16 protein-coding genes, 1 tRNA gene and 1 pseudogene are annotated in these 14,103 nt (G+C 37.2%); 1 reads left to right on the top strand and 17 read right to left on the bottom strand.

The window, feature by feature from the left end; all coding sequences use genetic code 11:
* Nucleotides 1–256: 256 nt before the first annotated feature.
* The 3 genes from PQQ29_RS00940 to PQQ29_RS00930 all read right to left on the bottom strand — a co-directional run bounded on the left by PQQ29_RS00940 (nt 257) and on the right by PQQ29_RS00930 (nt 1,900).
* Nucleotides 257–613 carry a hypothetical protein gene (locus tag PQQ29_RS00940; protein ID WP_003759730.1) on the bottom strand — a complete coding sequence of 119 codons (357 nt, stop codon included), beginning with the start codon at nt 611–613 and terminating at the stop codon, nt 257–259.
* A gap of 172 nt (nt 614–785) precedes the next feature.
* A tRNA-Lys gene (locus PQQ29_RS00935) sits at nt 786–858 on the bottom strand.
* A gap of 85 nt (nt 859–943) precedes the next feature.
* The gene (locus PQQ29_RS00930) at nt 944–1,900 is read right to left on the bottom strand and encodes a 2-hydroxyacid dehydrogenase family protein (RefSeq protein ID WP_010990187.1); all 957 of its coding nucleotides are present in this window, start codon (nt 1,898–1,900) and stop codon (nt 944–946) included.
* A 131-nt stretch (nt 1,901–2,031) separates the two neighbouring features.
* Between PQQ29_RS00930 and PQQ29_RS00925 the strand changes: the two genes are divergently transcribed.
* On the top strand, nt 2,032–2,670 hold the full coding sequence (locus tag PQQ29_RS00925) for a pentapeptide repeat-containing protein (protein WP_033838317.1): 639 nt from the start codon (nt 2,032–2,034) through the stop codon (nt 2,668–2,670).
* A gap of 21 nt (nt 2,671–2,691) precedes the next feature.
* Here the strand turns inward: PQQ29_RS00925 and PQQ29_RS00920 are convergent, their stop codons facing one another.
* From PQQ29_RS00920 to PQQ29_RS00855, 14 genes and pseudogenes are all read right to left on the bottom strand, one after another.
* Nucleotides 2,692–3,744 (bottom strand): bifunctional transcriptional activator/DNA repair enzyme AdaA, encoded by a 1,053-nt coding sequence (locus PQQ29_RS00920; protein WP_010990185.1) that lies wholly within the window; start codon nt 3,742–3,744, stop codon nt 2,692–2,694.
* Nucleotides 3,741–4,514, bottom strand: coding sequence for an isocitrate lyase/PEP mutase family protein (locus PQQ29_RS00915; protein ID WP_185325177.1), 774 nt, complete (start codon nt 4,512–4,514; stop codon nt 3,741–3,743). Before PQQ29_RS00915 ends, PQQ29_RS00920 begins: the two co-directional genes overlap by 4 nt.
* Before the next feature lie 427 nt (nt 4,515–4,941).
* Nucleotides 4,942–5,265 (bottom strand): Imm59 family immunity protein, encoded by a 324-nt coding sequence (locus tag PQQ29_RS00910; protein WP_010990183.1) that lies wholly within the window; start codon nt 5,263–5,265, stop codon nt 4,942–4,944.
* A gap of 257 nt (nt 5,266–5,522) precedes the next feature.
* Nucleotides 5,523–5,933, bottom strand: a complete 411-nt coding sequence (locus PQQ29_RS00905; RefSeq protein ID WP_010990182.1) for a hypothetical protein — start codon at nt 5,931–5,933, stop codon at nt 5,523–5,525.
* 137 nt (nt 5,934–6,070) lie between these two features.
* Complete coding sequence (locus tag PQQ29_RS00900) at nt 6,071–6,460, bottom strand: hypothetical protein (RefSeq protein ID WP_003759583.1); 390 nt, start codon at nt 6,458–6,460, stop codon at nt 6,071–6,073.
* Nucleotides 6,461–6,472: 12 nt separating this feature from the next.
* Nucleotides 6,473–8,122 (bottom strand): annotated as a pseudogene (locus PQQ29_RS00895) (ribonuclease YeeF family protein).
* Nucleotides 8,123–8,241: 119 nt separating this feature from the next.
* On the bottom strand, nt 8,242–8,874 hold the full coding sequence (locus tag PQQ29_RS00890; protein WP_010990181.1) for a hypothetical protein: 633 nt from the start codon (nt 8,872–8,874) through the stop codon (nt 8,242–8,244).
* A 168-nt stretch (nt 8,875–9,042) separates the two neighbouring features.
* Nucleotides 9,043–9,366: an Imm59 family immunity protein gene (locus tag PQQ29_RS00885; RefSeq protein ID WP_010990180.1), complete on the bottom strand. Its 324-nt coding sequence runs from the start codon at nt 9,364–9,366 to the stop codon at nt 9,043–9,045.
* A 640-nt stretch (nt 9,367–10,006) separates the two neighbouring features.
* A complete protein-coding gene (locus PQQ29_RS00880; RefSeq protein WP_010990179.1) occupies nt 10,007–10,621 on the bottom strand; it encodes a hypothetical protein in 615 nt (204 codons plus the stop codon).
* A 14-nt stretch (nt 10,622–10,635) separates the two neighbouring features.
* On the bottom strand, nt 10,636–12,369 hold the full coding sequence (locus PQQ29_RS00875; protein ID WP_187983798.1) for a ribonuclease YeeF family protein: 1,734 nt from the start codon (nt 12,367–12,369) through the stop codon (nt 10,636–10,638).
* 13 nt (nt 12,370–12,382) lie between these two features.
* Complete coding sequence (locus PQQ29_RS00870) at nt 12,383–12,715, bottom strand: hypothetical protein (protein WP_010990177.1); 333 nt, start codon at nt 12,713–12,715, stop codon at nt 12,383–12,385.
* Nucleotides 12,716–13,417, bottom strand: a complete 702-nt coding sequence (locus tag PQQ29_RS00865; RefSeq protein WP_010990176.1) for a DUF5081 family protein — start codon at nt 13,415–13,417, stop codon at nt 12,716–12,718. It lies immediately after the preceding gene.
* Nucleotides 13,414–13,713 carry a WXG100 family type VII secretion target gene (locus PQQ29_RS00860; protein ID WP_010990175.1) on the bottom strand — a complete coding sequence of 100 codons (300 nt, stop codon included), beginning with the start codon at nt 13,711–13,713 and terminating at the stop codon, nt 13,414–13,416. Before PQQ29_RS00860 ends, PQQ29_RS00865 begins: the two co-directional genes overlap by 4 nt.
* Nucleotides 13,706–14,101, bottom strand: coding sequence for a hypothetical protein (locus tag PQQ29_RS00855; protein ID WP_003727547.1), 396 nt, complete (start codon nt 14,099–14,101; stop codon nt 13,706–13,708). Before PQQ29_RS00855 ends, PQQ29_RS00860 begins: the two co-directional genes overlap by 8 nt.
* Nucleotides 14,102–14,103 lie beyond the last annotated feature (2 nt).

Raw genomic sequence — 14,103 nt, 5'->3', positions numbered from 1 at the left:
TTCAAAATCATTGATAGAACTTAATTAACAAAAAGAACCAAAAAAAAACGATTTCCTCAAACAATATCAAAATAGCTAAAAAAGAAGCGATATTCGATAAAATTTCATCAAATAACGCTTCTTTTTTTATTAAAACCATCACTATTGTACTATTCCAATAGTTTATATTGTCATATTTTTATTAATAATTTTCATTTTTTACAACTAGAAGCACCATTTTTAAGCTTGACTTCAATCAAAATTTGCTAAAAAACTGCTATTTTTGCTCCATAGTTTCCGATGCAATGTAATATTCTCCGTTCTCTTTAAACAGAATTGTCCTTGGAATCTCATCCCCATTTTTCGCTTTATAAAGTTCTGTTCCTTCACTTAAATAATTAGAGGTGAAATTTTTATTTGGTATTCGGTAATGGCGAATTCTATGCTCTATCTCACCAATTTTCTCCAAAGCATCCTTTTTTTGTGCCGGCTCGTACGTCACTATATATAGAACGCCGTCAACTTTCATCATTTCTACAAGGTTGTCTCTATATAACAACCACTTTATTCCGAATACTACTGCACAGCAAATTACTACTACCAAAATTACGGTGAACCATTTCTTCATCTTCATGGATTAGCTCTCTTTCTATGATGTATTTATGTACTTATATAAGGATATAACAGGAAGACGGACTGTACAACTAAAATATGATGAACGGAATGTTTTTCGACATATACCAGCTACTTTAAAAGTTTACAAACAAAAAACCGCCTAAACGCTTTGTTTAGGCGGTTTTCATATATGGGTTGTGAGGGTTTCGAACCCCCGACCCGCTGATTAAGAGTCAGCTGCTCTACCAACTGAGCTAACAACCCTCGTCGTATTCCGACAAAAAACATTATATCATAATTTGGTGTAAAAACACAGCCACAGCACCTTGCCATGACTGTATTTCTTAACTTAGTAAACGGAATGTAATGGTTGTTTTCCTGCTAAAACTGCTTCAACGTTCGAAATGGCCATTCGACCCATTTCTGTGCGTGTTTCTACGGTCGCATTACCGATATGTGGTGTTAAAACGACATTTTCTAGTTTGCCTAGTTCAGCTCCAATTTTAGGTTCAAATTCAAATACATCAAGCGCAGCACCAGCAATAACACCTTTTTCGAGCGCATTAATTAATGCAGATTCTTCTACAACAGGACCGCGAGCCGCATTGATTAAAAAAGCACTCGACTTCATTGTATTTAGTGTAGTTTCATTGAGTAAATGTTTCAAGCTCGGACTATATGCTGCGTGAATCGTCACAACATCGCTGCGCTTTAATAGTTCATCCTGACTTACAAACTCCGCATCCCACTGTTTCGCTGCTTCTTTCGGGTGGTGCCCAGAATAAATGATTTTCATTCCAAAAGCAGCCGCGCGTTTTGCAACAGCCTGACCGATTCTCCCTAAACCTATAATTCCTAGAGTCTTACCGCTTAATTCCGTACCTAAAAAGAATGTCGGCGCCCACCCTTTAAATTGCTCAGGTGTTTCACGACATAAACGGTCACCTGCTGAAATTCTTCGCGCCACATCTAAAATCAATCCGAGAGTTAATTCCGCTGTCGCTTCCGTGGATACATCCGGTGTGTTAGTTACCGCGATGCCCAGCTCTTGCGCTTTTTTTACATCAATATTGTCAAAACCAGCGCCAATATTCGCTACGATTTTAAGATTTTTAGCAGATTCCAGTACTTTTGCTGTAATTGGTGAAGAAAGTGGGCAAATGATTGCTTCCACATCCGTAACGTTTTTTATTAGCTCAGACTCCGTAATATTTTCTTTGCCTTTGTACGTTTTTACATCCCATTTATCTAGAGCTTCCATCGTTTCTGGTAGTAATTTTCCTGCTACAAATACGCTTGCTGTCATCTCTTTCACTCCTCCAGTGCCATTTTTACCCTTATTTCATTGTAATCCGTTTTTTATGAAAGGTAAACGATTTTACGCACCTTTTCCTGGCAAAATACGATATAATGGAAACGGAAGCGAGGTTTGAAATCATGAAAAAAATTACTGCGCCGCGGATTCCTGATGGGGATTTGACGGTTTATCCGAATGATACATATTTTATTGAAGATATTGGAGAAGTTAGTGAGCAAATCTTTAGAAAAACGACGCTAACTGGGGAAATTTTCGAGCATTTTCATTTAGAAACGATTATTTTTGATGGTTGTGTTTTTGATTCGGTTTCTCTTGTAAGTGCGAATTTGACTGATGTCGTATTTAAAAATTGCGATTTGTCGAATTTAGATTTAATGGGCGCCGTTATTCATCGGGTACGTTTTGAAAATTGTAAATTAATTGGTGTGAATTTCAGTGATGCTACACTTAGAAATTGCGTTTTTGTTGATTGTTATGCGGATTATGTTGCCTTTCGCTATGCTAACTTGAAATGGGTGGCATTTGAGGCGGGCGCGTATACGAATAGCGATTTTAGCGGGGCTCAACTGGTCGACACCTATTTGGAACGACTTGACTTGAATAAAGCACAGTTTTTGAATTGTGCGCTAAATGGGATTGATCTTAGTTCTTGCATTTTTGAGTCGATTACTGCGATGCCGCAAGATTTGAAGGGTGTGAGCATTGATTTTTCTCATGCTCCTGCCTTGATGCCGTTGTTTGGAATACGGGTTAAATAATTGAAAAAAGATGGTTCCGCGTTACTTTGGAACCATCTTTTCATGTTTAATTAGCCATTCTTTTCGGGCAAGACCGCCGCCGTAACCTCCTAATGCTCCGTTAGTATTGATTACACGATGGCACGGGACGATGATGGATAATTGGTTAGCCCCATTTGCTCTTGCCACAGCTCGACTCGCTGTTGGTCGCCCTAGTTTTTCTGCCAACCTTTTGTACGAAATCGTTTCACCTACCGGAATTCGTCGCAGTTCATTCCAAACACTTTGTTGAAATTCAGAGCCAATATAACGAATTGGTGTCTCAAAATCAACTAGCTCGCCATCGAAATATCTCCCTAATTCTTCTTCCATTTGCTTAATTACCGCTGTTTTTTCAGGGGAAATTGCTGCTTTCAATCGCATTCGCAGCTTTTTTATTTCAGTTTCTAATCCTTTCCGATCAACAAATTCTAGCAGAAGTAATTTATCATCATCGGAAATTGCCAACATTGATCCTAGCTTAGTTTCAATCCAAGCAGAGTACAGAATCGTTATATCTTTTGATTTATGAGGAACATCTCCCATCGTTTTTGAAAAAGCATCTCGGAACCCATTACCAGACTCATAACCACTATCAAGTTGCGCATTAATAATCGAATCCCCGCTCCGAATATGCTTAAAAGCAAGTCCAAGCCGCCGCGAACGCGCGTACTCAATAAAAGTCATTCCAAACTGCTTCTTAAACTGGCGCCGCGCCGTATTTGCACTAATGGATAATTCATCAAAATCTTTATCAGTCCATTTTTTCTCCGGATTTTTCTCAATTGCATCGACAAGTAACTTCACAGCTGGAGACAATTTCGTCGGATTGGAGAGCGGTTCACAACGCTTGCAAGGCCGGTAAGATGCAAGTAACGCCTCCTTGGCTGTACTGAAAAACTCACAATTTTCTTTTAAAGGTTTCTTCGCCGGACACGTTGGACGACAAAGTATTCCCGTCGTTTTCACTCCGACAAAAAATACGCCTTCATAATTCGAATTTTTCTCCACTAACATATCGTAATATTTATCAATATCCCGCTGATTCGTTATCACAAGACTTTCCCTCCTTCGAAAATACGCTCAACTTCCTGCTGAATCGCTAAATTAGCCTGAAAAAAACTAAACGGTCCATAACTGATTCTTTTCACACCGATTTTTTGTAATTCCTCGACTGAGAGCATCCCATCCATCATCATAATATTGACTGGAAGTGGTGATTTCTCAACAAATGCGCGAATTAATTTTGGTGATAACAGACCCGGGATAAAAATAGCATCCGCCCCAGCCTCCTTGTATGCCTTTGCCCTGTTAATCGCTTCTCCCACCAAGTCTACCGTCTCATCTCGCCCTTGGAAAAAGACATCTGTACGCGCATTGATGAAAATTTCCCTGCTCATTTTCGCCGCCGTTTCTTTGATTGTCTTGATTTTATCACATTGCGCCTCAGTACTGCATAACCCCGGATTTGCAGCACCAATAAGCTGATCTTCCACGTTCACGCCACAAACATCAATCGCCAGCAACCGCTCCACATTCTGAGCCAGTTCCTCCAAATTTCTTGCATATCCAGTCTCTATATCCACCGTCAGCGGCAAACTCACATTCTCGGCAATGCGCGAAATAACTGAAAACATCTCGTCAAAAGTTAAATGCTCCCCGTCCACTACGCCGAGTGACTCTGCAATTGCATAACTGCTTGTCGCTATTACTGATGCTCCTCCTTGTTGAATTGCTCTGGCGGAAGCGACGTCCCAGCAGTTGTAGAGGGTTAGTGGGGCGGGGAGTTCGTGTAGGGATTTTAGTTTTTTAAAGTTTTTTGTCATTGGTTTCAACTCCATTTGTTAGGATGGAGTTAGTATAGCAGGTGTGGGGGTTGGGGGTGCGAGGAAAATTAACATGGATGTTTTTTGGTAGATGCATGTAGAAATGTAAACTCTTGCATATGCTAAGTAGCCTAAGATTCTCTCCCCCATCTTAGACTACTTGTTCCCGTATGTAGTTGGTTTTTATTCTCTATTTGAAATTTGTTATAGAAATTTGTCACTTGCTTTTTTGTTGGTTTTTAATGCTACTTTAGTTTCTTTTTCTCTATGATTATTAATAAAAAGCAGCACTATCTACAACCATTCTTACCAATCCCAGTTTTCCGTAAAAGTTTATTTGGATGACAACAATTTAATAAATCTATTTTCAATATCACTTGTGAGTTTAGCAATTACAATCCTGTTTACTCTTTTGTACTCTAAATTTTCACTTCTCCCATAATGGACAGGGGTATTCTGGCGGTTCCCCGTCTTTTACTCTTCGACGATTTGACAAGACTGTAAGTTGCATAATATTTAAAAATTGGTTAAATGCTTGGAAAATATCCTCAAATTCATATTTCCCCATTACACTAGCTCTATCAGCTGTCATGTAAACTTCAAATTTAGCTTCATTCTTTTCAATTCTAACTTGATATTCTTGTCGATTATTTTTCTCACCTTCGAATATAGCGTATCTTAATTCTTGATAACCCAGTAAATAAATATCTTCTTCTAAAATTTTTTTATATTCCATTAAATCATAACTCATTATTTTATCTCCTTTAAAAGATTCAATTTTTCATACCAATCAACTACTGTTCCTAGTTGAATTTGAGTTCCTCCACCAGCTCCAAATACTTGTACTACTTCTCCTTGTTGAACGCTAGCTAAGTCTTTGAAATAAAATTCTATTTCTCATATTCGCATGAGTCCTCGCATTTTCTTCATGGTTATCGTCCAAGCCTTATTCTAAGTTTCCATTAATCAATAGAAGCAATCATCCATTTAATATAAGTGCTCATTAAGTTAATTTAAAGGTATATTTTTTCGTTCCTTCTCAATCTTTACTTCATTTTTCGGTACCCATTTTTCATAATAATATTTATCAGTTCTTTCAAAATTTAATTCTTTAGCTATTTCTGTATTTATAGTACCAATTCTAAAAAAATCTTTGGTTTCAGTAATAGATTCAAATTCCTTTTCTTTATACACGACTATATCTGATATTTCATACAGCTCTTTTATACAAGAAAAGTCAACTTCACATATATATAAGTCTGGCAATTTTTCTTTATTTAAATAGTTATCTGGGTATTCTTTCTTTACAAATCCCTTTTGTATATCTTGTTCATTACTACTAACAAGTCTTACTGTATTATCACCAATTTTACTAACTTTATAAATAACTTCTTTGTATTTAGCAAATTTTGTACTCATAGTTAGCAATCCCCTTTCTAAAGCTGCTCAAGTAGTTCCTAAAGAACACAGAGTAGTTGACTTTTCCCTACTATTTATACAAAATTGTCAAACTGTTGATAAATAGGTAGTAGCATATAACGAACTCCTTGCATGCATTACCTTATATTATAAAAAATATCTATACTACTTATATTACTTCTTGGATCATATTCAGAAATTATTTTTCCCCAATTATAACTTACATTATTTTGAATACCGTTCTCACTTAATATTTTATCGTGTATTGTTTTCCTATCTATTTCATTAGATTCAGAAATGTTTTGATCACAATTAATAAGAGAAACACTATATAATTGCTTTTCTTTAAAAAATAAATTTACAAAGTAATGATACGTATCAATTTTTTGTATTTTCTCCAGATAAATTATTTTAATCCCGTCTTGTCCATCATAATACTTTGTGTTCTTAAATTCATCAAATTGATATTCAGGATGAACAATCAATTCATCATTTATCTTCAATTCTCCATTTACAGTATTTAACATTTATTTAGCTCCTCAATCAATTAATTTTATCTCATCAATAGGTATTAAAATGCCTTTTTCTATTAATTCATTTACATTTGGAACAAAAACTTGAAGTGCTCCACCCTCACCAAATTGTGGATTAGCTTTCGTAAATCCAGATGCTGCATCAACTTCACTATTCACTTTATACCCTGTCATACTTTTCCGATAGCCATAAATAGGATGTTTTTCGACTTGTAATCCTTCAAAAATTTTAGTCGCACTAATATCAGCATTTTCTATGACTTCCTTAGTGGTAAAGTATTCTGATCCATTTGGCTCTCCTCTGTAAATGACATCCCCCACTTTCAATACAATGTCCTCATAGTCATCCACTCCTGGATATTTACCGCCCCCTTGCCAACTCCTTGCAATTGACGATGGGCTTTTCAGTTCATTAGTTTTACCGATTTTTTCTATTGTACCACCCTCTCCGCCGCCCTTCACATTCAAATTATCCATGTTTTGCATAATATCTTTCAGCTTTTTCTTCGCGGCTATCGCGGCGGCTCCGGTGGCGCTTTGTTCCGGGATACTGCCTCCTCCCGCAAAGGCGAGTTGCTCTCTCGATGGAAGTGTGAAGGTTTCTTTGGTTTTGTTTTGGATAGTTTTGCCCATCGTGCCGATATCGTCGAGGTCTTTGGTGAGTTTCTTTTGGACGGCTTCGCTGACTTTTTTCGCATTGGCCAACCGGAGATCCATCGCTTGTTTCCCTGCTTGAATCCCATTGTCGATGGTTCCTTTGCCGACGTTCTTGCTACCTGCTAAAACATTATCGCCTACGCGGACAAGTTTCGAGCCGGCACTGGCAGCTTTCGCTCCTGTGCTCAATGCTTTCACACCTGGAACGATATCTAGCAGTGCTAAACCGCCACGGAGCGCTCGTTCTTCCGCACTTAGTTCTCGGCCAGATACCCAGTCCTTCCCGCTGATTGCCGAACCAGCTTCTAAACTCCCGTATCCTACCGCTAAGGCAAGGCCGGCGGGTGGGCAGAAAATACTGACACCCACAATCACCACGGTCGCCACAATGCTGACCCAAAACTCTTTCTCTTGTTGTTCATCTTTAATCGATTTATATTCAAATGCCCGACTATGTAACATCCCCATTTGAAAGTCTTTTTCGCTCACTTCTTGATTTGGATTCGCTCGTTGCCAGTCCCTATATTGTAGTTGCATTTGGTTTGCGTAGAAGTTATCGTCGTTCATCAAATCTTCGATCGTCGCACCTTCTTTGATGGACTCGATGACTTGCGAACCGCCAGATGTAGTTGTATAGGTTTGTTTCGACTTCGCACCAATCCGGTTGGTGGTAGAATACGTCGAAATACTCAAATCTTGCATGCTGTCCACAAACGCATCCAACTTCTCATAAAACGGTTGGTTTACCAGGGTTTCCATCTTTTCCCCTGCATGACAACTAAACTTATACAATACCATCAAATCGTCTTCGATGGCGCTGTACTTCCCACGATAGTTGGTGTGTTGAAAGGAAATCGCGCGGTCAGAGTCCAGTTCTTGGATACCTTCTTCCATATTTTTCGATACTTTTTCTAAATTATTAAATAAGCCGCCCAGCCAGTTCGCTGCGGCAAATGGGGCGAGGGCACTTTTGGCTTATCGGTAGTTGACTTCTTTCATTCATCTGGTATCCGATTTCCTAGGTTGGAATAGCGGTTTTTGTCTGAGTTCTTCTGGATCTCACATTAATCAATATGGTTAACATCCCATTTAACTTTTTGAATCGATTTTCTATATACCTAATCTATTGAATTACAGTCACTGCGACCAAATAAATACAGCTTTTTTAATTCTTCTACAAACTTAAAATCTTCCTCTAGCTCAAGTTTTTCAATTATTTCATAAAAATGTTTTAAATCTAAACTATAGTTACATAAAACTTTAGCCGCGATGTTTAATTTTCTTGATTTAGTAATATATATTACGGATTTATCTTTCCCGTAATACAAAACATTGTACCTGTCATTATTTTCTTTTTCTAACACGATTCTACCTTTTCTCCTATCAAAAAAAGAGTAGTATCGCTCTCCAAAAACAAGCATAAAAATTGTTTTAATTTCTTCAAGTGACTGCGCCTTATCAATCTCATCTTTAATATTCGAATTATAGTCTTTAAACTCCAGTTTATTCTTTCCATAAATGTATACTGCTATTATCGCCCTATCCTCTTCTGAAAACGAAGCCACCGTATATTCTTTTCCTCTTACCATATTCATTAAGTCAAAGTAACCACTCCGCTTGTTCAATATTACTTTAACAAAATTCTCTGGATAGTGATTTATTCCTCGAACAGCAATAGAAATTAGGCTATTTGCATCATTTATAATAGAAAACTCTGTTTCAATTTTATTGTATATGCTGGAAATGTTCATCATCTTTACTCCTTTATGGATTTAGAAGAAACTCCCCATATCACAAGGTTTATATTCAAAAAAACACAAGCGGAAAAGAGAATATAACCTAAGGACATTCACCTGTGCTTAGGTCATTTCTATCAATACAGTTCTCTACATTCTCTTAAGATATTCTTTTTTCCACTCTTAATTATCCCATAACGGACAGGAGTATTCTGGTGGTTCCCCGTCTTTCACTCTTCGACGATTCGATAAAATCCTACTTTGCATAATATTTAAAAATTTATCCATAGCATCAAAAACATTATTAAACTCATGTTTCCCCATTACACTAGCTCTATCAGCTGTCATATAAACTTCAAATTTAGCTTCATTCTTCTCAATTCTAACTTGATATTCTTGTCGATTATTTTTCTCACCTTCGAATATAGCGTATCTTAATTCTTGATAACCCCGTAAATAAATATCTTCTTCTAAAATTTTTTTATATTCTTTTAAATTATAATCCATCAATTTTGTCTCCTTGTTATTTATTGGTAACTTGATTAGCGAGCTTGCTCTTACTATTCACGACTTTACGTTCCAATACCAAACCGAAGATAAAGTATCTTTTTATTTTATAAAATTACTCTTCTTCTGTATTTTTCTCTGGCCATAAACCTGTTTCAGCATATTTCATTACTTCATAGGCACCGTCTCATGACTTGAACGCTTTTCCCATCAGCGCTTTTGTAATGGGAAAGAATACTGGTTCACAAGTTACTCCTTTAGGGAAAGTTATTTGAAACTCTCCATTTCTTTCTATTACTGCGAATCCATTTCCTCTATAAATTTTTTCCATTAAAATTTATCCTTCCATCATTTTAATACATTTTTAGCAATATATTCATCCTCTTAATTGTATCTACAACAGCTTCAGGTATTCCACCACTTGTGGATCCTCCTGGTTCCCAAAAACTTTGCCAAGCACCTGATTCATTACCACTAGGCACTCTCATATTGGTGGTTTTTTTATATCTAGTAACACAGGATTTTCTCCTAAACTCATAGGTTCAAGTCCTAATAATTCTTCCAAAATTCTAGGATTTCCGTCAGCAACAGATATAGCTTTATCTGTATACTGCTCATTAGACTCACCTTTACTTAAGGTCTAATTTTTAAGATTCAACAAATTACGTAAAATAGCCTTATAATCCACTTGATTCTGATCTAACTCTATGGCATATTCTTTAATCATTTGTTTAAAATACATATATTTCCAGGTGAAATTAGCTAGAACTTTAGCTCCCATTGTCAAACTAGAGTTATCATTACTTATTGTATGAAAAATCATATCTATATCACAATAACCCACTACATAAGTATTTTTTTCGTTAATAAGGCAAATGGCATCTTTCTTATAATTTTCTATTTCGAACAAGTTAGAATCCAGAAATCTTGACAGACAGTTCTTTGCCTCTATCTCGTTGGAAATAGTGTTCTTAAGTTCCGGTCTAGGACAAATCGTTTTAAATCGGCTCATTTTAATCATTATTCCAAAATAAAAGATGGCTACTTCTTTATCATGTAATGTCATAATTTTTGTTTTAGTACCTCTAGACAATTTGAATAGCTCGTATTTTAATTCATTGCAGGCTAAAACAAAGATAATATCTTGATTTACAATACCATTTGCTCGTTCTCTTACTTCTATTTTTTTTCTATCTTTATCAGAATCAACGATGTATCTATCTTCACCTAAAAAATCTACTAGTTTTTTTATCATATTTAAAATACCTCCTAATTAACTAATTCTAAATATTCTTCATCTATTAATTGCTCTACAGATAATACAGTACCATCCTCAGTTATCCCATAAAGTTGTGTTGCTCCTCCTTTTTGATCAAACCAAGGAGCTGTTTCTCCTTCTATAATTTTGAATGGTTTTTCTACTCTATATTTATAGTAAATAGAGGTTTCACTATGTGGAGCTAGAGCGCGTTCCTCAAACGAAAAGCCTGACTTTGCTAAAAATTCCCCACTAGGCTCTCCATATCTATCAAAAAATTCTCCCACATTCGCAAGTCTTTCATGCGTTTCTCCTATAAAACCGTTATTTGGAGGCCAATTAATCGCTCCAGTTTCCTGATTATAATACTTCGGATTCTTATATACTTCTTCATATTTTTTAAACAACTCTTTACTTGGAGGATAATCCCACTTTTTCATATTATCAGGAATTTCAATATCATCTAGATATTTTCCACTATTTTCTGCACCCTCAATTATACCAGCTTTACCGCCGCCCTTCACATTCAAATTATCCATGTTTTGCATAATATCTTTCAGCTTTTTCTTCGCAGCTATGGAGGCGGCTCCAGCGGCACTTTGTTCCGGGATACTGCCTCCTCCCGCAAAGGCGATTTGCTCACGCGGTGGAAGCGTGAAGGTTTCTTTGGTTTTGTTTTGGATGGTCTTGGCCATCGTGCTAATATCGTCGAGGTCTTTGGTGAGTTTCTTTTGGACGGCTTCGCTGACTTTTTTCGCATTGGCCAACCGGAGATCCATCGCTTGTTTCCCTGCTTGAATGCCATTGTCGATGGTTCCTTTGCCGACGTTCTTGCTACCTACTAAAATATTATCGCCTACGCGGACAAGTTTCGAGCCGGCACTGGCAGCTTTCGCTCCTGTGCTCAATGCTTTCACACCTGGAACGATATCTAGCAGCGCTAAACCGCCACGGAGCGCCCGTTCTTCCGTACTTAGTTCTCGGCCAGATACCCAGTCCTTCCCACTTATCGCCGAACCAGCTTCTAAACTCCCGTATCCTACGGCTAAGGCAAGGCCGGCAGGTGGGCAGAAAATACTGACACCCACAATCACCACGGTTGCCACAATGTTGACCCAAAACTCTTTCTCTTGTTGTTCATCTTTAATCGATTTATATTCAAATGCCCGGCTATGTAACATCCCCATTTGAAAGTCTTTCTTACTCACATCTTGATTTGGATTCGCTCGTTGCCAGTCCCTATATTGTAGTTGCATTTGGTTTGCGTAGAAGTTGTCTCCGTTTAGTAAGTCTTCGATCGTCGCATTGTCTTTCACGGATTCAATTACTTGTGGCTGATTGCCGTAAGAAGACATGTACGTTTGTTTCGACTTCGCACCAATCCGGTTGGTGGTAGAATACGTCGAAATACTCAAATCTTGCATGCCATCCACAAACGCGTCCAACTTCTCATAAAACGGTTGGTCTACCAGGGTTTCCATCTTTTCCCCTGCATGACAACTAAACTTATATAACACCATCAAATCGTCTTCGATGGCGCTGTACTTCCCGCGATAGTTAGTATGTTGAAACGAAATCGCGCGATCTGAGTCCAACTCTTGGATATCTTCTTCTGCTTCTTCCATATTTTTCGATACTTTTTCTAAATTATTGAATAAACCGCCTACCCAATTCGCTGCGGCAAATGGGGCGAGGGCACTTTTGGCTTCACGCCAGTCGTCTTCTCGGTAGTTGACTTCTTTCATTCATCTGGCCTCCTTATACCTCTAAAGCTGCGATAATTTTTTCGGCAATATCTCTGTCTGCATCAACCATGGTTTGGAGTATATCAAACACAACAGAGGACGCCATATTGTATTGGTCTTGAAGTTCCATTACACGTTCATTCGCTTTAGGTACTTTATCCATTGCTTTTTTTGCTTTGCCTTTGGTTAAATACTTATTTGCTTTTAACTGATTTATTGCTGGTTTTATCACACCCTCAAATTCATTGGCAATAGCTAGTAGCTCTTTGGCAATATGAGTCATTTCATCTGGATTAATATCTATTGTAGAAGCGGCTCCTGCACCGCCCATCGTTTGTTGTGCCATCTATTTAGCCTCCTCATAAGGAAATTCAAGTTCATCAAACAATAATTTTAATAAAGCATACTGACTTCCATGGTAATAGGTATCGTTTACAACATCTATCATCATTAATTTGTCTTCCATCTCAAATGCCAAGTACTGTTTGTAATATTTAGCATTGTTTTTTTCTTTTGGTTCCTCATCCACATGAAAGAATTCCATACTAATAAAATTTTTCTCCGGATCAAAAGCAGTTGCTCGTTTACGCTCTTCATTAGTCAATTCTTCTTTTAGAAACTCAGTCTCTCTTTCACCAGGTTCTCTACGAATGAGCGGAAAGAAATCTTTTATCATTTCTAGCGCATAAATTTTATTCATTCGTTCAAATCGATATTCTCTTTGAGGAGTTATCTCAATCATTACAAGTAGTTCATTGGGTGTTTTTTCTGGAAAAGCAAACATCAACTGGTTCATACGCACATACTTTTTACTTTGATAATATTCAATTAAGGAATCAATCAAAAAGCCGCCGCCATCCGTTAGCTCGCCTGCATTATTTAATATCCCTTTACTCTTGAGCCGGTCAAACCCTTCAGCAAAAACATCTTCTCCCTTTAATAAAAAAGTAAGCTTGTCAGGAACACCAAATAAGTGTTGCGCATCGATTGGAGAAAGTAAAAGGTATAACTCAACAGGGGAAAATACGTCTATCGTTTCCACTGTCATAGTCTTTTCACATCCTTGAAGTATGAAGTATTCTCAAAATCCTCTACATAATCTTCTAAGGAAGTTAATGCTTTCTTTTGCTTTTTATAGTTTTTCTTCACATCAGCATGATACTTTTCAATTAATTCCATGAAGGTAAGGAAAGCGTCCCGCGATTTACCACTCCAAGATGCGCCTTCTACATAAGAAATAACTGATTTGCATTTTTTATGTGTTGATTCTAAGCTTTTTTCCACTATGGCAGCCGATTTTTTAGCTTCAGCAACTTTTGCGGCATCAATTTTCACATTACCCATTCTTTAGCCTCTCCTCTCGTTCTTTTTTCTCCTTCTCTTTCTTTGCTTGCTCTGCTTTTTCTTCTTTTATGGCCAATGCTTTATACTCTAAATATTTTCTATAAGCTGTATCAATAGCACTTTTCAAACTGGCACGTTTATCTTTTTCTTTATCTATATATTTTTCAAGCTGCTCTAAGACTTTCTCATTTTTTTCTACAAACGGATTTGCAGGAATACCTTTGCTCGGCATATCAGGCATTCCTTTTTTATACGCACTCAAATCACTTTTTACTTCTGCCATTTTTTCATCATGTTTTTTGAGAGCATCTTTTAGATAGTCATGCAGCTTATCGTATTCATCTCGTTTTTTCTCAGTAGGTGTTTTCCAGAAATCTGTTAGACCCATCA

The sequence above is a fragment of the Listeria innocua genome, from assembly GCF_028596125.1.
GTDB classification, from domain to species: Bacteria; Bacillota; Bacilli; order Lactobacillales; family Listeriaceae; genus Listeria; species Listeria innocua.
Note: the sequence above shows the minus strand (reverse complement) of the source record. Positions and strands in the feature narration are given on the sequence as shown.

Coding starts and splice junctions, on each gene's coding strand:
- PQQ29_RS00860 (WP_010990175.1), bottom strand. CDS start 13,713: ATGGGTAATGTGAAAATTGATGCCGCAAAAGTTGCTGAAGCTAAAAAA.
- PQQ29_RS00890 (WP_010990181.1), bottom strand. CDS start 8,874: ATGAACATTTCCAGCATATACAATAAAATTGAAACAGAGTTTTCTATT.
- PQQ29_RS00915 (WP_185325177.1), bottom strand. CDS start 4,514: ATGACAAAAAACTTTAAAAAACTAAAATCCCTACACGAACTCCCCGCC.
- PQQ29_RS00885 (WP_010990180.1), bottom strand. CDS start 9,366: ATGGATTATAATTTAAAAGAATATAAAAAAATTTTAGAAGAAGATATT.
- PQQ29_RS00925 (WP_033838317.1), top strand. CDS start 2,032: ATGAAAAAAATTACTGCGCCGCGGATTCCTGATGGGGATTTGACGGTT.
- PQQ29_RS00855 (WP_003727547.1), bottom strand. CDS start 14,101: ATGGGTCTAACAGATTTCTGGAAAACACCTACTGAGAAAAAACGAGAT.
- PQQ29_RS00865 (WP_010990176.1), bottom strand. CDS start 13,417: ATGACAGTGGAAACGATAGACGTATTTTCCCCTGTTGAGTTATACCTT.
- PQQ29_RS00940 (WP_003759730.1), bottom strand. CDS start 613: ATGAAGATGAAGAAATGGTTCACCGTAATTTTGGTAGTAGTAATTTGC.
- PQQ29_RS00900 (WP_003759583.1), bottom strand. CDS start 6,460: ATGTTAAATACTGTAAATGGAGAATTGAAGATAAATGATGAATTGATT.
- PQQ29_RS00875 (WP_187983798.1), bottom strand. CDS start 12,369: ATGAAAGAAGTCAACTACCGAGAAGACGACTGGCGTGAAGCCAAAAGT.
- PQQ29_RS00870 (WP_010990177.1), bottom strand. CDS start 12,715: ATGGCACAACAAACGATGGGCGGTGCAGGAGCCGCTTCTACAATAGAT.
- PQQ29_RS00880 (WP_010990179.1), bottom strand. CDS start 10,621: ATGATAAAAAAACTAGTAGATTTTTTAGGTGAAGATAGATACATCGTT.
- PQQ29_RS00930 (WP_010990187.1), bottom strand. CDS start 1,900: ATGACAGCAAGCGTATTTGTAGCAGGAAAATTACTACCAGAAACGATG.
- PQQ29_RS00905 (WP_010990182.1), bottom strand. CDS start 5,933: ATGAGTACAAAATTTGCTAAATACAAAGAAGTTATTTATAAAGTTAGT.
- PQQ29_RS00910 (WP_010990183.1), bottom strand. CDS start 5,265: ATGAGTTATGATTTAATGGAATATAAAAAAATTTTAGAAGAAGATATT.